At 69.0% G+C, this 17,293-nt stretch carries 19 protein-coding genes; 15 read left to right on the forward strand and 4 right to left on the reverse strand.

Annotation, left to right across the window (positions count from 1 at the left end; translation table 11 throughout):
- Positions 1 to 23: 23 nt before the first annotated feature.
- Positions 24 to 263: a hypothetical protein gene (locus HL658_RS26760; protein WP_180284693.1), complete on the reverse strand. Its 240-nt coding sequence runs from the start codon at positions 261 to 263 to the stop codon at positions 24 to 26.
- Between HL658_RS26760 and HL658_RS26765 the strand changes: the two genes are divergently transcribed.
- The 11 genes from HL658_RS26765 to HL658_RS26815 all read left to right on the forward strand — a co-directional run bounded on the left by HL658_RS26765 (position 253) and on the right by HL658_RS26815 (position 9,895).
- The gene (locus HL658_RS26765; RefSeq protein ID WP_246337925.1) at positions 253 to 843 is read left to right on the forward strand and encodes a flagellar hook assembly protein FlgD; all 591 of its coding nucleotides are present in this window, start codon (positions 253 to 255) and stop codon (positions 841 to 843) included. The genes HL658_RS26760 and HL658_RS26765 overlap by 11 nt on opposite strands.
- A gap of 43 nt (positions 844 to 886) precedes the next feature.
- Complete coding sequence (gene flgE / locus HL658_RS26770; protein ID WP_180284814.1) at positions 887 to 2,155, forward strand: flagellar hook protein FlgE; 1,269 nt, start codon at positions 887 to 889, stop codon at positions 2,153 to 2,155.
- A 7-nt stretch (positions 2,156 to 2,162) separates the two neighbouring features.
- Positions 2,163 to 2,411 carry a hypothetical protein gene (locus HL658_RS26775; protein ID WP_180284815.1) on the forward strand — a complete coding sequence of 83 codons (249 nt, stop codon included), beginning with the start codon at positions 2,163 to 2,165 and terminating at the stop codon, positions 2,409 to 2,411.
- A gap of 70 nt (positions 2,412 to 2,481) precedes the next feature.
- Positions 2,482 to 3,051: a hypothetical protein gene (locus HL658_RS26780; protein WP_180284816.1), complete on the forward strand. Its 570-nt coding sequence runs from the start codon at positions 2,482 to 2,484 to the stop codon at positions 3,049 to 3,051.
- A gap of 21 nt (positions 3,052 to 3,072) precedes the next feature.
- On the forward strand, positions 3,073 to 4,812 hold the full coding sequence (gene flgK / locus HL658_RS26785) for a flagellar hook-associated protein FlgK (protein WP_180284817.1): 1,740 nt from the start codon (positions 3,073 to 3,075) through the stop codon (positions 4,810 to 4,812).
- An 11-nt stretch (positions 4,813 to 4,823) separates the two neighbouring features.
- A complete protein-coding gene (locus HL658_RS26790) occupies positions 4,824 to 5,738 on the forward strand; it encodes a flagellin (protein WP_180284818.1) in 915 nt (304 codons plus the stop codon).
- 120 nt (positions 5,739 to 5,858) lie between these two features.
- Positions 5,859 to 6,683 (forward strand): flagellin, encoded by an 825-nt coding sequence (locus HL658_RS26795; protein ID WP_180284819.1) that lies wholly within the window; start codon positions 5,859 to 5,861, stop codon positions 6,681 to 6,683.
- An 85-nt stretch (positions 6,684 to 6,768) separates the two neighbouring features.
- Positions 6,769 to 8,442, forward strand: a complete 1,674-nt coding sequence (gene fliD / locus HL658_RS26800; protein WP_180284820.1) for a flagellar filament capping protein FliD — start codon at positions 6,769 to 6,771, stop codon at positions 8,440 to 8,442.
- Between the two features lie 107 nt (positions 8,443 to 8,549).
- Positions 8,550 to 8,972, forward strand: coding sequence for a flagellar export chaperone FliS (locus HL658_RS26805; RefSeq protein WP_343055353.1), 423 nt, complete (start codon positions 8,550 to 8,552; stop codon positions 8,970 to 8,972).
- Positions 8,947 to 9,627: an RNA polymerase sigma factor gene (locus HL658_RS26810; RefSeq protein WP_180284822.1), complete on the forward strand. Its 681-nt coding sequence runs from the start codon at positions 8,947 to 8,949 to the stop codon at positions 9,625 to 9,627. Before HL658_RS26805 ends, HL658_RS26810 begins: the two co-directional genes overlap by 26 nt.
- Complete coding sequence (locus HL658_RS26815; RefSeq protein WP_180284823.1) at positions 9,617 to 9,895, forward strand: hypothetical protein; 279 nt, start codon at positions 9,617 to 9,619, stop codon at positions 9,893 to 9,895. Before HL658_RS26810 ends, HL658_RS26815 begins: the two co-directional genes overlap by 11 nt.
- Here the strand turns inward: HL658_RS26815 and HL658_RS26820 are convergent.
- On the reverse strand, positions 9,888 to 12,194 hold the full coding sequence (locus tag HL658_RS26820) for a tetratricopeptide repeat protein (protein ID WP_180284824.1): 2,307 nt from the start codon (positions 12,192 to 12,194) through the stop codon (positions 9,888 to 9,890). The two genes, HL658_RS26815 and HL658_RS26820, sit on opposite strands and share 8 nt — an antisense overlap.
- A 532-nt stretch (positions 12,195 to 12,726) precedes the next feature.
- On the opposite strand from HL658_RS26820, the gene HL658_RS26825 reads away from it, so the two are divergent.
- The 4 genes from HL658_RS26825 to HL658_RS26840 all read left to right on the forward strand — a co-directional run bounded on the left by HL658_RS26825 (position 12,727) and on the right by HL658_RS26840 (position 15,840).
- Positions 12,727 to 14,298: a phage tail sheath family protein gene (locus tag HL658_RS26825; protein ID WP_180284825.1), complete on the forward strand. Its 1,572-nt coding sequence runs from the start codon at positions 12,727 to 12,729 to the stop codon at positions 14,296 to 14,298.
- A 10-nt stretch (positions 14,299 to 14,308) separates the two neighbouring features.
- Entirely contained in the window at positions 14,309 to 14,836 is a 528-nt protein-coding gene (locus HL658_RS26830; RefSeq protein WP_180284826.1) for a phage tail protein, read from the forward strand.
- Between the two features lie 129 nt (positions 14,837 to 14,965).
- Positions 14,966 to 15,196 (forward strand): hypothetical protein, encoded by a 231-nt coding sequence (locus HL658_RS26835; RefSeq protein WP_180284827.1) that lies wholly within the window; start codon positions 14,966 to 14,968, stop codon positions 15,194 to 15,196.
- Positions 15,197 to 15,327: 131 nt separating this feature from the next.
- Positions 15,328 to 15,840, forward strand: a complete 513-nt coding sequence (locus HL658_RS26840) for a DUF6734 family protein (RefSeq protein WP_180284828.1) — start codon at positions 15,328 to 15,330, stop codon at positions 15,838 to 15,840.
- A gap of 19 nt (positions 15,841 to 15,859) precedes the next feature.
- On the opposite strand, the gene HL658_RS26845 is transcribed toward HL658_RS26840, so the two are convergent.
- Positions 15,860 to 16,843 carry an ABC transporter ATP-binding protein gene (locus HL658_RS26845; RefSeq protein ID WP_180284829.1) on the reverse strand — a complete coding sequence of 328 codons (984 nt, stop codon included), beginning with the start codon at positions 16,841 to 16,843 and terminating at the stop codon, positions 15,860 to 15,862.
- On the reverse strand, positions 16,840 to 17,293 hold a 454-nt coding region (locus HL658_RS26850; RefSeq protein WP_180287680.1), incomplete at its 5' end, for an ABC transporter ATP-binding protein. The genes HL658_RS26845 and HL658_RS26850, both read right to left, overlap by 4 nt.

Raw genomic sequence — 17,293 nt, forward strand, 5'->3', positions numbered from 1 at the left:
CTCGTCGGCAAAAAGGAATAATTTTAGAAAATTCCCCGCCAGCTTTCCGGCGCTCCCCCGTGCAAAGGCTTGAAACGATACGGGGCCGACAGCGGCCCTAATTCGACAAGCATCCGATGGTGACCGCGGAATGATCGCATTCCGCGAACCGGAGGTCTCATGCCGGAGGCGGCCATGTCAATCTCTGCGGTCAGCGGTTCCACCACCACGACCACCACGTCGTCCTCGTCCAGTTCGAGTTCGACGACATCGTTGGCCAGCAACTACGAGATGTTCATGACGCTGCTGCTCAAGCAGCTCGAGGTGCAGGACCCGACGGACCCGGTCGACACCACCGAATACACCTCGCAGCTCGTGCAGTACGCCTCGCTGGAGCAACAGGTTGCCAACGGCGACAAGCTGGATTCTCTGATTTCGGCGGTCAACGACCTCGGTTACGGCAGCACCGGCATCGGCTATCTCGGCCGCACGGTGGAGGCCAGCGGCGACACCACGGCACTCCAGGACGGCAGCGCCTCGTGGGAGTACGACCTCGACGACGATGCCTCGTCGGTCACCCTGACCGTCACCGACGAGAACGGCAAGACCGTCTACACGACCACCGGCGAGACCGGCGAGGGCACCCACAGCTTCAGCTGGGACGGCACCGGCAGCAACGGCACCAGCTACAGCTCCGGCGCCTACACCCTGACGGTCACCGCGACCGACTCCGCCAAGGCCTCGGTCGGCGTGGACACCCGCATCAAGGGGACCGTCACCTCGGTCGACAATTCCAGCGGCAGCACCGTGCTGAACATCGGCGACGTCGCGATCGAGGTCGATGACGTGCTGACTGTGTCCTGAGCGGGTCCCCCCGCCCCTCCCCATTCCTGCGACAGGTGCTTCCATGAGCATCACCAGCGCGCTCTACAGCGCGACGAGCGGACTCACGGCCCAAAGCAAGGCCCTGGCGTCCATCTCCAGCAACATCGCCAATTCCAGCACCACCGGCTACAAGAGCACCGGAACCAGCTTCCAGTCCTTCATCAACCAGACCAGCGCGGTCGATGAGCAGGTGGGCGGCGTCATCGCCTACAACTACCGCAACGTGAGCGCGCAGGGCGAAATCCAGTCGAGCACGACGACCACCAATCTGGCGATCAACGGCAGCGGCTTCTTCGCCGTGTCCGACGACAGCAGCGACGGGGACATCGTCTACACCCGCAACGGGTCCTTCTCGACGGATTCCGACGGCAATCTGGTGAATTCCGAAGGCAACTACCTGTATGGCTGGGCGTTGGACAGCACCGGGTCGATTGCCGCCAACAACCGCAACTCCATCGACAGCCTGGAAGCGATCAACACCACCACGGTGAAGGGCACGCCCAAGGCCACCTCGTCGCTGGAACTCGATGCGAACCTGCCGTCGGATGCCGCAACCGGCGATACCTTCACCTCGGACGTGGAGGTGTTCGACGCGCTCGGCAACAGCCACTCCATCGCGCTGACCTGGACCAAGACCGGCGACAACGCCTGGGAGCTGGACGCCGCCGATCCCACCCTGTCGTCGGATTCCGGCACCACGACCGGCGACATTTCCGGCTTTCCCATCACCATCACCTTCAACGAGGACGGCTCCCTCGCCAGCAGCTCGGCCAGTTCCTTCTCCATCGGCGATTGGACCACCGGGGCCGGCGACAGCACCATCAGCCTGGATCTCGGCACCGCCGACGGCACCGACGGTCTGACGCAATACGCGTCGGGCGAGGACGAGCCGGAGATCGGCGACTTCGCCTTCGACCAGGACGGCTACGAGCCCGGCACCCTGACCGGCACCACCATCGACGAGAACGGCATCGTCAGCGCCACCTTCGACAACGGCGAGACGCGGGCGGTCTACCAGATCCCCATCGTCACCTTCGCCAACGCCGACGGGCTGGACAGCGAGACCGGCAGCGTCTTCACCCAGACGGCGGCCTCGGGGCAATACCAGCTCCACACCGCCGGCGACGGGTCGGCCGGTGAGGTGAAATCGAGCGCGCTGGAAAGCTCGACGGTCGAAATGACCGACGAGTTCAGCCGCATGATCATCGCCCAGCAGGCCTACACCGCCGCGTCCAAGGTGGTGACCACCGCCGACGAGATGCTGACGACGCTCATCAGCATGAAGCGGTGAGGCGGCGATGGCTCCCGATCCCTTCGCGGCCGAGGAGCGGCTGCTGCAGGAACTCGACCATGTCGCCCGCCGCGTGCGCGCGGCTCTGACCCGTCCGATGACGCCGGGACAGCGTCTGGCACTCGCCGACGATCTGCTGGATCTGCGCCGCCGCATCCGCGCGGCGCAGGCGGCCCTGCGCACCGCCATCCGTGGCACCAGCGCCGCCAACGCCGCCGCGAACGCCTACCGGCGCACCGGCCTTCTGCGCCGATAGCGCGCCAGGAAACGCCGTCCCATCCGTGTGATGGACAGAGGCGGCACGGCCCCGCCACGAGGATCCCACCATGCAGAAGCGCCAATCCCCACCGGCTCCCACCCGCTCCGCGGCATCTGGTCCCACCCGCTCCGCGGCACCGGCACCCACCCTCTCCGCCCTGGCCGTACGCGCTCAACCGGTCCCGCCGGCCCCCATCGTCGGCACCATCCGCGTCGATCCGGTGCAGACCATCGACGGATTCGTCGCCGAGCTCACGGACCACCTCCACCGCGCCGTGTCGGCCGCGCAGGAGGGCAGGAACCGTGACGCCGCGCTCGCCACCGCCGCCATGCAGGCCCTGCTGTCGGCGCGCAAGGGGATGCTGGTCGAGGCGCTGGCGTCGATGCGCAGCAAGCGCGTCCATCCCGAAACCCGTGCGAAGCTGCGCGCCCTGGCCCGCGCGGCCCTGCCGCCGCTGGACGACGGCGTGCGCGCGCTGAAGGCCAAGGCGAAGGCCGGCGCCGCAAGGCAGGCCGCCATCGGCGCCGCCCTGCGCGCCGCGCACAGCCGCCCGGCCTCCGTCTACACCGCCAACGCGCGTCAGGGCGTGCGGCGGCCGGAGCAGATCGTCCGCCATTGCGTGGCCGTCACCGTCTGACCCCGTTCCGGGAGAACCGCCATGTCGCTCAGGATCGCCGGCAGCATCGCCCAGTCCGCGCTGCGCTCCTCGGAGGTCGGCATGGCCGTGGCGTCGTCCAACGTGGCGAACGCCGACACGGCCGGCTACACGCGCAAGACGGCGAACGTCACCACCTACGACACCGCGGTCGGCAGCACCGCCGTCCAGACCGCCTCGATCAGCAGCGCGGTCAACAACGCGCTGCTGAAGACGATGATCGGGGCGCAGTCCGACCTGGGCTTCGCCGACGTGCGCAACAGCTATCTGGATCAGCTCCAGTCGTCGCTCGGCTCCACCGATTCCGACGGCACGCTGGCGGCGGCCATCGACGATCTCTCCGATGTGACCTCGACGCTCGCCACGTCGCCGGAAAGCGAAAGCGCCAAGTCGGCGGTCGTGAACAATCTGGAGACGGTGGCGTCCGAGCTGCGCACCGCCTCGTCCACCGTGCAGGATCTGCGCGACCAGGCGGACGAGGACATCGCCACCACGGTGGACCGCATCAACGGGACGCTGACCACCATCGACGACCTGAACGACCGCATCGCCAAGGCCAAGGGGCTGGGGCAGGACACCACCGATCTGGAGGACCAGAGGGCGGAGGCGCTGAAGACCCTGTCCGAGGACATCCCGATCACCTACCAGACCGACAGCAACGGCAAGGTCCGGGTATCCACATCCTCCGGGCAGGCGCTGGTCGATAGCAGCGTCCACACCCTGTCCTACACCCCCGCGGCGTCGGTCAGCGCGTCCACCACCTACGCCTCCGGCGGCTTCCAGGGGATCATGCTGGATGGCGAGGACATCACCGGCTCGGTCAAGTCCGGGACGCTGGGCGGCCTGATCCAGCTCCGCGACACCGACCTGCCGGCCCAGCAGGCGGCACTCGACGAGCTGGCGACCACGCTGATGGACCAGCTCAACAGCGTCGCCAACGACGGCACCGCCGCCCCGCCGCCCAACTCCCTGACCGGAACGACCACGGTGTCGGGAAGCGACGCCTTCTCGGGAACCGGCACCCTGCGCGTCGCGGTCACCGATTCCGACGGCAACGCGGTGGAGGTGCTGGATCTCGACCTCAGCGCCTACAGCACCGTGGACGACGTGGTTGCCGCCATCGACGGCATGGCGAACCTGTCCGCCTCGGTCGCCGCCGATGGCACGCTGACGATCCAGGCCGACAACGCAGGGTACGGCGTGGCGCTCGGCGGGGACGACGATGCGGTCGGTGCCGCTGGGGAGAGCTTCTCCGCCGCCTTCGGCCTGAACGACCTGCTGACCGGCACCGGGGCCAGCGACATCAAGGTCTCCCCGGCACTCGCCGCCGACACCAGCCGGCTGCCCACCGCGACCCTGTCGACCACGGCGGGTCTGACGGTGGGCGACAACGCGGTCGCGTCCGGCGACGGCACCACGGCGCAGGCGTTGAAGGCCGCCTTCTCCGCGACGGTGTCCTTCGACGCGGCCGGCACCCTGTCGGCCCGCAGCGCCACCCTGTCCGGCTACGCCGGTGCGGTCGTGCAGGCCGCGGCGACCGCCGCGGACACGGCCGCCAGCGCCTACGACGACCAGGAGCTCTACACGGAGAGCCTCGCCTCCACCTTCGCCTCCCAGTCCGGCGTGAATGTGGACGAGGAGACCGCCGCCATCTCGCAGCTCCAGACCGCCTACGAGGCCGCCGCGGCGGTCTTCAAAGTGGTGCGGGAGATGTTCGACACCGCCTTGGACATGGTCCAGTAGGAAACGCCGCCATGGAACGGGTCGCCACCTATTCCCACCAGAACCAGCTCGTCCAATACATGATGCGGACGCAGTCCAAGGTCGCCACCGCCCAGATCGAGGCGTCCACCGGACTGAAGTCCACCGACTACAAGGGCATCGCCGACGACAGCGGGCGGCTGGTCAATCTGGAAAGCCAGTACCGCCGTTCGGAACGCTACGTGGACGAGGGCGAGGTCGTGAACGGCCGCATCCAGACCATGTACGACGCCGTCGGCGGCATGACGGACCTGATCGGCCGCCTGCGCTCGCTGACCGCCAGCCTGCAGGGCAGCGCCGCCACCGCCGCCGAGGGCGTGCAGGAGGAGGTCGCCGGCATGATGCAGGAATTCGCCGACCTGATGAACACCCGGCTGGAAGGGCGTTACCTGTTCGCCGGTGCCCAGACCGGCACGCAGCCGGTCACCCTCGACAGCGCCACCTACACCCCGATCACCACGGTGCCGAGCAGCGCCGACACCAGCTACTACCAGGGCGACGACGGCGTGGCCTATTTCCAGGCTTCCGACGAGGTGGTCATCGAGTACGGGATCACCGCCAACGACCCGGCCTTCGAGCAGGCTCTGCGCGCCTTCAACATCGTCGCCAACATGTCGGTCGATCCGCTCGACACCGACGCGCTCGCGGAGGCCGACGATCTGGCGGCATCTGCGTCCGACGGCATCGTCGTGGTGCAGTCCAAGCTGGGCGTGGCGTCCGGCACGCTGGAACGCACCATCGACCGGCATCTCGATCTCCAGCTCGTGCTGGAAACGCAGGTGGACGACATCCGCAGCATCGATCTGGCCGAGGCCTCGGCCCGGCTGTCGACGCTGGAAGCGTCGCTGGAGGCGACCATGAGCCTGATGAACATCCTTCAGAAGAACAACCTGTCCGACCTTCTGTGACCCGCGCGGGGGCGGGACCGGCGCCGGAAGATTCCGCGCCAGTTTCCGCCGCCCCGCCCGTGGAACCGTAAGCAGGGGGCCGCCCGCCCCCGACCGCGCTCCAACCCGGGAGACTCCGCCATGCCTGTCATCTCCACCAACACCGCGTCCAACTCCGCCCTGCGCTACCTGAACATCAACTCCGAGAACCAGTCCTCCTCGGTGTCGAAGATCGCCAGCGGCTCGCGCATCACCAAGGCGTCGGACGACGCCGCCGGCCTCGCGGTCGGCACCTCGCTGACCTCCGACATCACCGTGCTGAAGCAGGCGGCCACCAACGCCTCGCACGGCTCGTCGATCCTCCAGGCGGCCGACGGCGGCATGTCGACCATTTCCGACATCGTGCAGCGCATGCGCTCGCTGGCCACCCAGGCGCAATCGGGTTCGGTGACCGACACCGAGCGCGACTATCTCGACGCCGAGTTCCAGCAGCTGGTCGAGGAGATCGACGGCATCGCGTCGGGCACGCGCTTCAACGACGACGCGCTGATGGACGGCACCGGCAACTGGGCCGCCGGCATCGATTTCCGCGTCGGCACCGAATCCACCGACGTCATCAACGTGGCGATCGCCGACGTCAGCTCCACCGGGCTCGGTGTGAACGCGCTGGACGTCGGCACCTCGGCCACCGCGGCGGCGGCCCTGACGGCGCTTGACACCGCCGTGGAGTCGCTGTCAAGCGCGCGCGCCGACGTGGGCGCCCTGATCTCGCGCTTCGAGTTCCGCGGCGACATGCTGGCGACCTCCATCGAGACGACGGAAGCCGCGCAGTCCGCCATCATGGACGTCGACGTCGCCGCCGAGCAGGCCGAGCTGGCCTCGACCAAGGTGCTGACCCAGGCGGCCATCGCCGTGATGTCGCAGGCCAACTCGATGCCCGAGAACCTGTTGTCGCTGCTGCGCTGACCGTCGTTCCGCCGGCCCCGGCACGGGGCCGGCGGGCCGCGTCGCGCCGTGACCCGGCCACCTCCTCCTTCCGGACAAAGCCGCCATGACAACCTCGGTCAGCACCACCACGTCGACCGCCGCCAGCACCGGCTACAGCACGCTCCAGGCGAGCGATTCCGGCACCGGCATCGACTACGCGACCCTGATCGAGGCGAAGGTCGCCCAGCGGCTGACGCGCGCGGACCGCATCGACGCGACGATCACCGAGAACGAGGCGACGATCTCCGCCTACAGCGATCTCCAGGATCTGCTGCTGGCGATGAACGACGCCATCGACGGGCTGCGCAACCGCTCGGCCTCCACCGGCGCCTCGGAGAACCTGTTCTCGCAGCGCACCGCCTATGTGTCGGACGACGACGTGCTGTCGGTCACCGCCGACGACGACGCGGAGGAGGGCACCTATCTGATCGAGGTGCAGCAGATCGCGACCAAGCACAAGATCTCCTCCGACGCCACATCGAGCCGAACCGAGGGAATGGGGCTGGAGGGCAGCTTCACCATCGGCCTCGATGGCGGTGAATCCGTCACGGTCGAGGTTGAATCTGACGACACGCTGGAAGAGATCCGCGACGCCATCAACGCGCAGAAATCCACGTCCGGCGTGTCGGCCAGCATTGTCCAGGTCGATGACGGCTCCTATCAGCTCATCCTGACCGGCACCGAGACCGGGCAGGAGATTTCGCTGACCGATGGGGAGGGCGGGGTTCTCGCCGGGCTGGGCCTCGTCGATGACGACGGTGCCATCGCCAACGAGCTCGTCGCCGCGCAGGACGCCATCATCGTGGTGGACGGCGTGACCATCACCCGCGACACCAACAGCATCGACGACGCCATCGACGGGCTGACCATCGACCTCTACGCCGCCTCCGAGGGCGACACGCTGTCGGTCGAGATCGGCACCGACCTGTCCGCGATCAAGAGCGCCCTCACCGACTTCGTGGACGCCTACAACGCCTACCGCGACTTCGCCCTGCAACAGCAGGCGACCGGCAGCGACGGCACCGCGGCCGACGACGCCACGCTGTTCTCCGACAGTCTGCTGCGCCAGGTGAACCAGGCGGTCTACGACGCGCTGAACACCAGCATCACCACGTCGGACGGCGACCTGCTCTCGCTCGCCGATCTCGGCCTGACCTTCGACAGCTCCAACAAGCTCACGCTCGACGAGGACACGCTGAACAGCATCCTGATCGACGACATCGACGGGGTGCGCGAGCTGCTGGGTCTCAATATGGAAAGCTCGTCCAGCCAGCTCAGCCTGCTGCGCTACGGCGACGATGTGACCGCCACCTCCTTCACCCTGGACATCACGGTGGAGGATGGCAGCGTCACCTCCGCGTCCGTCAATGGCGACGACTCCCTGTTCACCGTCAGCGGCAAGCGTCTGGTCGGCAAGGAAGGCACGGCCTACGAGGGGTTGGTGCTGGTGTGGTCGGGCAGCAGCGGCAGCGTCGATGTCAGCTTCTCGCAAGGGCTGGCGGACAAGCTGTACAGCGCCGTCGAGGCGGTCGCCGACGAGTATGACGGCGACATCCAGGCCATGGTCGACAAGCTGGAGACCGAGAACACCCAGCTCACCACCCGGTCGGATACGATCAAGGACAACGCCGAATCCTACCGCACCCGGCTGACCGCCTATTACGCTCGGCTGGAGGCGGCGGCGGAGACCGCGAACCTGCTGCTCCAGCAGCTCACCTATTCCGAGGACGACGACTGACGCCCCGGCGCCGTCGGCCCCCGAACCACCCCGCAGGAAGGACCAGCCCCATGCGCAATCCGTATGTGAACAAGGCCCTCGCGGCCTACGCCATCGCCGACAGCGCGGTGCCGCCGCTGGTCGCGGTGGTCCGCCTCTACGAGAAGGCGCTGACCCATCTGCACCTCGCCCGCGAGGCCGCGCGCGAACGCCGTTTCGATATGCATTTCAAGCATGTGGAACGCACGATCCTGATCCTTTCCGGGCTTGATTCGATCCTCGATATGGACAAAGGTAAGGATGTGGCGGCGACGTTGCGCGGCTTCTACCGCAGCCTGATCCGTCAGGCCGGGACGATGACCGCCAAGCGCGATCCGGTCGCCGCGACCGACGCGGTCATCCGCCAGCTCGCCATCATGGCGAAGACGTGGCAGTCCATCGCCGCAGAACGCGGCATGGTTCCGACATCCACCGGGGCGCCGGCCAAAGGGCCGCATGCATCCGTGATCGGGAGATCAGGGGATCATGCGCACGGCCGAATTCTTGCGTGAAGATCGTTCCGGCGACGCCACCCGGCAGCCGGCTGCGCGCGCCGGCCGACCGGCGCCGGTCATCCGTCCCGTCATGAGCGTCGAGCCGGACGAGGAGCCGGACGAGGCGTTGATGACGCGCATCCGGGCCGGCGACCAGCCGGCCTATCGCCGGCTGGTGCACCGTCACTTGAAGCGCGCCTACGCCCTTGCGCGCCGCATCTGCGGCAGCGACACCGAGGCGGAGGACATCGTGCAGGACGTCTTCCTCCAGGTCTGGCAGCGCCGGGCCCAGTGGAACGACGAGGGTGCGCGCTTTTCCACCTGGCTCTACCGGGTGATCGTCAACCGCTGCATCGACCACAAGCGCCGGCCGGTAAGCGAGGATCTGGAGTCGGTGCCCGAACCGCCGGACCACGCCCCCGACGCCGTCAGCGCCATCCAGCGCCGGCAGGTCGCCGCCCGCCTCCAGGAGGCGCAGGCGCGCCTGCCGGCGCAGCAGCGTGCCGCGCTCACCCTGTTCTATTACGAGGGTTTGAGCAGCGCCGAGACGGCTTCCATTATGCAAACCAGCGTGGGTGCGGTAGAGTCGCTACTCAAGCGCGCACGGCAGCAGCTTCGTGTCCTGCTGAAGACCGGGGTGCAGGCGGCAAGGGATTCGTTCGATGACGGTTGACGAGTTTCGGGAATGCCTGGACCGCTACGGCGGCGACCTCGCCACCTGGCCGCCGCTGACGGCCAGGGCAGGGCGGCGCCTGCTGGCGGAATCCCTGGCGGCGCAGGCGATGCTGGACGAGATGGTGGCGATCGAGTTGGCGCTCGGTGGCGGCTCCGACAGCCCGCCGTCCGACCTCGCCGACCGTATCTTTGAAAAGGCCTTCGCGACCGACGGGCCGGGCCGTGGTGATGCCGACGCATCACCACGGCCCGGCCGGCTCATGTGAGCTTTTCCGCTCGCCGGCGGCGCGCGCGGGTGACCTTGGGCACCGGCCGCGTTTCCTCCGGCCGCGGCTGAGGAATGCGGGCCAGCGCCGCGGCGATCCGCTCCAGCACCGACGACAGGGGCGCGCCGGGCAACGGATTGAACAGGCGCATGCTGGGGTACCACGGGCGGACGCCGGTGCCGAGCTGGGTCCAATCGCGATTGCCGAAACGCCAGACCGGCACCCCCAGCGCACCGGCCAGCTCCGCCACCGAATTGGCCGGCGCGATCACCAGATCGAGGCTGGAGACCAGGGCCGCCGTCCGCTCAAAATCATTCTTCAGGTCGAGCCCCGCCACGCTGTTGATGCGGACGCCGAAGCGCGCCTCGGCCCGCCGGATCTCCGACGTTGCGTCGTCGTATTGAAGATTAACCAGATGGACGCCGCGCGCGGTCAGCACCGGCCCCCAGGCGTCGAGCGGCAGGTAGGACCAGGAGCGTTCCAGGGTCATCAGCTGACTGCGCCAGCTGATGCCGACGCGCAATCCCGGCCCGAAACCGTCGAGACGGTCACGCCAGTCCGCCACGTCCGCGCCATCGGGGAACAGCCAGGACGAACGCGGCGGGAAACAGGACAGTCGCGGGCGCAGGACACCCGGCAGCGACCCGGCCGCGATGTGGTAGTCGCAATCGATCCGCTCCGGCTCGGCCCGGCCGCGCACCAACTGTTCGGCGCGCACCACGGCGCGCGGGAAGGAGCGTGCGAAGAGCGGGACGAGACGGCGTTCGCATTCGATGACCACCGTACCGGCCATGCGGATCGCGTCTGCGTAGCAGGAAGCGAACAGCAACTCGTCGCCGACACCCTGTTCGCGCCAGATGAACAGGCGTTTGCCCGCCAGCGGCTCGCCGCGCCATTCGGGGATGGCGAAGCGGCGTTCGCGGCCGGCGCGCCCCGCGGTGAAGCGCGCGGCGTAGCCGGTCCAGCCCGTGCGCAGCTTTCCCGTTTCCAGCCGCAGCAGCCCTTGGTTGAAGCGCCCCAGCGGATGGCGGGGAGCCACCGCGACCGTCCGTCCGAACCACCGGGCGGCGGTCACCGCGCATCCGGCCCGCTGTTCCACGAGACCCATGGTGCAGAGGGAATCGGCCAGGGAGGGATAGAGGGCCAGGGACCGGCGGCAGGCGTGGCGCGCCTCCTCGATGCGGCCCTGACCGACCAGCACATAGGCCATGACCCCATGCAGCGCCGCGTTGCCCGGTGCCAGCCGCAGCGCGCGCGACGCGAAGGCGTGGGCTTCCATGAAGCGCTCGGCGTCGCGGTGTTCGGCCGCCACATTTCCCAAAGCGTCGGACTGGGCCGGCGCCAGCGCCAGAGCGGCGCGCCAGGCCGTCATGGCCTCGGCACGGCGGCCGGCCGCCTTCAGGCTGTTGCCCAGATTGTTCCACGCCTCGGGCAGGCCGGGAACCCGGGCCAGTGCACGCCGGTACCAGCGGACGGCCTGGATCGGCTGGCCCGCCTCGCTTTCGACGAGTCCGAGGTTGGTCAGGGCGGGGGCGTGCGCGGGATCGAGCGCCAGGGCGCGCAGGAAGCAGCGTCGCGCCCGCCCGGCGTCGCCCATCGCCCGCAGCAGCACGCCCAGGTTGTTGCACCAGTCGATGGCGTCGGGCCGCAACCGCAGCGCCTCGCCGTAGCAGGCGAGGGCATCGGCAAGGCGGCCGAGCATCTGCATCGCCGACGCCATGTTGGCCCAGGCCTCGGCCTCCCCGGCGTTGCGGGTGAGAGCCTCGCGGTAGCAGGAAACCGCATTCTGCGGCCGCCCGAGCCGGATCGAGGCGTTGCCGAGGCAGATCCACGCGACGGTGTCGCGCGGGCGCAGCCGGGTGGCCTGCCGGTAATGGGCCATGCCGTCGGCGACACGACCGACGCCCTCCAGCACGGAGCCCAACAGCACATGCGCCTCGGCGTGGTCCGGCTGCACCCGGACCGCGGCGCGCAGGAAGGCGATCGCCGCCGGAGCGCGGTTCAAGCGGGCGCACGCGGCGCCGAGAAGGGTCAGAGCCTCCGCGCTGTCCGGCTGCACCGTCAGCGCGCGTCGGGCACAGTCGGCGGCCCGGGCGGGCTGACCGGCATCCAGCAGCGCTCGGGCCAGCGAAAGCCGCGGCGCAATGACGAGCGGGTCGAACCGCAGGGCCGTGGCCAGCCGGTCGAAGACGGAGGGTTGGTGTCCAACCGCCGCCGGCCGGCTCTGTTGCGCGGCTCTCGCCACCAACAGCGTGCGACCGGACGCACCAGCCGCGTGATCGGTTGCCTTTGCCGTCATATCCCATCCATTTCCGGTGCCGCCTGCAAAGGGCGGCGGACGAATGAATCCGTTTGAGTTGGTACGAAGGGGATCCGGGTATCCTGCGCGCACCGCGAACGAAACAAAGCAAGGAACGACAATTTCTTTATTTTCCATAACATTCCTTATCACACTTTCTGGTGTGGGCGGGTGGGCTCAATTTTGAAGTGCTATTCTCGTTTGATATCAATCACTTGCGCGACGAAGGTTGCATGGGAACGCATGCGCTCCGCCCATCGACTTGACCGAGCAGACGACGCCGCGCTCTCCCCCCGGTCACTTCCCGTGCATCCGCATGAATACATGAAGATGAATTCGCGATGCATTCGAACGAATGCTTGTCATAGACGAGGCAATTTCCGAATGGTATAAACAAACAAATGTCGCGTCGCATTCGCCTGTATGATTATCGTCGGCGACGATGTTCTCTCGCAAATGATCAGTATTATTTTTATCGATACAACGGCCGATGTGACGCAGCGTTGTGCCAATTCCGTTTGGGGGAGCGAGAATGCCAGCCTTGCTGCGGTATCCGGGCGTCTACATCGAGGAAACGCCGAGCAACATCCGGACCATTGCCGGGGTTCCGACCTCGGTCGCCGCCTTCATCGGGCGCACCGCCCTGGGCCCGGTCGACGAGCCGACGGTGATCAGCAATCTCAGCGATTTCGAGCGCCGCTTCGGCGCGCTGCACACCGATTACCCGCTATCCTACGCCGTGCGCGACTTCTATCTGAACGGCGGCGGCACGGCGGTGATCTTGCGGCTGTACAAGCCGACGGGCAAGGCCGCGGGCAAAGCGACGCTCAAACCCACCGGCATCGACCTCGCCGCGGCGACGCCCGGGACCTGGGCCAACGGCCTGCGCGTGCGCATCGACACCGCCGTGTCGGAGGACGTCGCAAAGAGGCTCGGGCTGACCAAGGCCGACCTGTTCAACCTGACCGTCCGCGACACCCGGACCGGCGTGGAGGAGCGCTTCCTCAACCTCACCGGCAAGGAAAGCGCGCGCCGCGCCGACCACGTGCTGGCCGCCGAGTCGACGCTGCTGCGGGTGACCACGGCTCTGCCCGCGAACTCGATCCCCACGGCGCACCAGGACCCGGATCCGACCAAGACCGTGTGGACCGACGACAAGGCGTCCACCCCGGTCGCCGACGTCGGCATCGACAGCGCGGCGCTGACCGCGTCGGGCGACTTCGTCGGCTCTGCCGGACAGAAGACCGGCCTGTACGCATTGAAGAAGATCGACATCTTCAACCTGCTGTGCATCCCGCCCGACACCCGCGGCGGCGACGTGCCGACCGCGGTGCTGACGGAGGCGGCGGCCTTCTGCGCCGAGCAGCGCGCCGTGCTGATCGTCGATCCGCCCACGGCGTGGAAGGAAACCGGCACCATCAACACCGACGCGCTGGGGGTGACCGGCCCGGCGGCGCGCAACGCCGCCGTCTACTTCCCGCGCGTGATCGCCGCCGACCCGCTGCGTGGCGGCCAGCTCAACAGCTTCGCGCCCTGCGGCATGGTGGCCGGCGTGATCGCGCGCACCGACGTGCGGCGCGGCGTGTGGAAGGCGCCCGCCGGCACCGACGCCTCGCTGGTCGGGGCGGCCGGTCTGACGGTCGGGCTGACCGACGACGAGAACGGGCTGCTGAACCCGCAGGGCATCAACGCGCTGCGCCAGTTCCCGGTGATCGGCCGCGTGGTGTGGGGTGCCCGCACCTTGCGCGGTGCCGACATCCTGGCCGACGAGTACAAATATCTGCCGGTGCGACGCCTCGCCCTCCACATCGAGGAGAGCCTGTACCGCGGCACCCAGTGGGTGGTGTTCGAGCCGAACGACGAGCCGCTGTGGTCGCGGATCCGGCTGAACGTCGGCGCCTTCCTGAACACGCTGTTCCGCCAGGGCGCCTTCCAGGGCCGCACGCCGGGGGAGGCCTATTTCGTGAAGTGCGACAAGGAGACGACGCCGCAGAGCGACATCGACCGTGGCGTGGTCAACGTGGCGGTGGGCTTCGCGCCGCTGAAACCGGCGGAGTTCGTCGTCATCAAGATCCAGCAGATGACCGGTCAGGTCCAGACGTAGGGAGACGGATATGGTCCAGTTCAGCGTCAACGCCCAGCGCTTCGATCCCTACAAGAACTTCAAGTTCCGGGTGAAGTGGGACGGCCGCTATGTGGCCGGCGTCAGCAAGGTCGGCGGCCTGAAGCGCACGACGGAGGTGGTGAAGCACCGCGAGGGCGGCGATCCCTCCACCACCCGCAAGTCGCCGGGCCGCACGGAGTACGAGGCGATCACCCTCGAACGCGGCGTCACCCACGACGTCGATTTCGAGCAGTGGGCAAACAAGGTCTGGAACTACGGCTTCGGGCTGGGCGCCGAGGTGTCGCTGAAGGATTTCCGCAAGGACATCATCATCGAGCTCTACAACGAGGCCGGCCAACTCGCGGTCGCCTTCAAGGTCTACCGCTGCTGGGTGTCGGAGTACCAGGCGCTGCCCGACCTCGACGCCAACGGCAACGCCGTGGCGATCCAGCACATCAAGCTGGAGAACGAGGGCTGGGAGCGCGACTACGAGGTGGTGGAGCCGGGCGAGCCGTCCTTCATCGATCCCGCCGCCTGATCCGGCGATGCGCACCCCCGGCCCCGGCGATCTTCTGCCCGCCGACCTTTTGGACGCGTGGGAGCGGGCGCTGGGCCGGCCGCCGGTGGAACAGGCGCTGCCGTCCATCGGGCTGTGTGGCGGCTGAAGGTGCACCCGATAACCGGCGCGCCCGCCTGCTGTTCGGAGGGGGACGGAGCGCACTGCTACACCTTCAGCGCGCTCGGCAACGACACCCCGCTCTACACGCTGGCGGCGCCCGAGGCGCAACCGACGGCCATCGCGGGCGAGACCAACCTCCCCGCCCCGATCCGCCGGCGCGCGCTGGCCGTGCCGACCGGCGACCCGGCCGCCCCGGCGCGGACGGACGAGGCGTATTAGGGCCCCGGCCGCAGCCTGGTGATCCACGCGCCCAACTGGCCGGTGAAGGACGCGCCGCAGCCGGTGCCGGCCTCGCGCGTCGTACCGGCGGACCTGACGGGCCGGGGCCGGACCCCGCCGACGCGCAAGCGATGGCGGAGGGCTACGAGCCGCAAGCCTTCGAGCGGCGCATCGACGCCTGCCCCGGCGGCTGGCTGCCGGAGGAATGGCGGTGGTACCGCCATTCCGGGCGACCGCAGCGGGAGGAATGCTGCGGCCTGCTGGGCGGCACGCGCACCGACTTCATCGCGCACTACGCGCGGGCGGATATCCGGCTGGTCACCGACCCGGCCAACCGGCGGGCCTTGCACGGGCTGGCCGACAAGGAGCACCACGACATCCTGTTCGAGCAGTACCTGCTGACCGCCTGCGTGGAGCACCACCGGGACCGGCCCGGCTCCCCCTACCGCGGCGTCGGGATCCGCTACGGCTTCGATGACCCGTCCGTCGCGTTCGACGCCGAGCGGGCGGGACGGCTCGGCTTCACCCACGTCATGGGCGAAAAGGCGAACCCGGCCTTCGCCGACCGGCTGGAACGCCGCGTCCTGCGCGACCACCCGGACGACCACGCGCGCTGCGTCGCCGCGGCGGACGACCTCCGGTAACCGGCCGGCGCGTCGCGCCCTACCCCGTCACGTCCTCGCGGATGCAGGACACGATGTGGCCGGGCGCCACCATGCGCTGTTCACGGGCGTCGGGCCCGGCGCAGGCCGGCAGCGCCAGCGGGCAGCGGGTGCGGAAGACGCAGCCGGACGGCGGGTTCATCGGGCTGGGCACATCGCCCTCCAGCAGCATCCGCTCGCGCGGGGCGTCGGGATCGGGGACCGGGGCGGCGGACAGCAGCGCGCGGGTGTAGGGGTGGCGCGGCCGTTGGTAGAGCGCCTCGGCCGGGGCCAGCTCCATCAGCCGGCCCAAATACATCACCGCCACCCGGTCGCTGATGTGGCGGACGACGGCGAGGTCGTGGGCGATGAACAGCACGGCCAGCCCCAGCTCCCGCTGAAGGTCGCGCAGCAGGTTCACCACCTGCGCCTGCACCGACACGTCGAGGGCCGAGACCGGCTCGTCCGCCACGATGAAGTCGGGCTCCACCGCCAGCGCGCGGGCGATGCCGATGCGCTGGCGCTGGCCGCCGGAGAACTCGTGCGGGTAGCGGTCCATCGCGTCGGCGGTCAGCCCGACCTTCTCCAGCAACGCCGCCACCCGGTCGCGGCGGTCGGCGGCGGTGCCGATGCGGTGGATGACCAGCGCCTCCCCGATCACGTCGCGCACGCGCTGGCGCGGGTCGAGGCTGGCGTAGGGGTCCTGGAAGACGATCTGCATGCGGCGGCGCTGGGCGCGCAGCCGCTCCTTCGACAGGTCCGTCACCTCCACCCCGTCGAAGCGGACGGAGCCGCCGGTCGGCTCGATCAGCCGCAGGATGCTGCGCCCGGCCGTGGTCTTGCCCGATCCGGACTCGCCGACGAGGCCCAGCACCTCCCCGCGGTCGAGGTCGAAGGACAGGTCGTCCACCGCCGTGACCCAGCCGACCGGCCGCTGCAGCAGCCCGCCCTTCACGGGAAATTTCTTCTCAAGCCCGCGCACCCGCAGCAGCGGTTCGGCACTCATCGGACGTCCCTCCAGCGGCGGCAGCGGGCGAGATGGCCGGGTGCCACCTCCTCCAGCGCCGGTTCGGCGGTGGTGCAGGCGGGCTCGACCAGCGCGCAACGGTTGGCGAAGCTGCACCCGGGCGGGCGGTTCACCGGGCTCGGCACGTTGCCGGGGATGGCGGCCAGCCGCCCCTCGCCGCCGGCACCGGGGTGCGGCATGCAGGCGAGCAGGCCGCGGGTGTAGGGGTGGCGCGGGCTGCGGAAGAGGGAGCGCACGTCCGCCTCCTCCACCACCCGGCCGGCGTACATCACGGCGACGCGGTCGGCGATCTCCGCCACCACGCCCAGATTGTGGGTGATGAACAGGATGGAGGTCCCCGTCTCCGCCTGGAGCCGGCGCATCAGGTCGAGGATCTGGGCCTGGATGGTCACGTCCAGCGCGGTGGTCGGCTCGTCGGCGATCAGCAGC

It is taken from the genome of Azospirillum oleiclasticum (assembly GCF_013423485.1).
Classification (GTDB): domain Bacteria; phylum Pseudomonadota; class Alphaproteobacteria; order Azospirillales; family Azospirillaceae; genus Azospirillum; species Azospirillum oleiclasticum.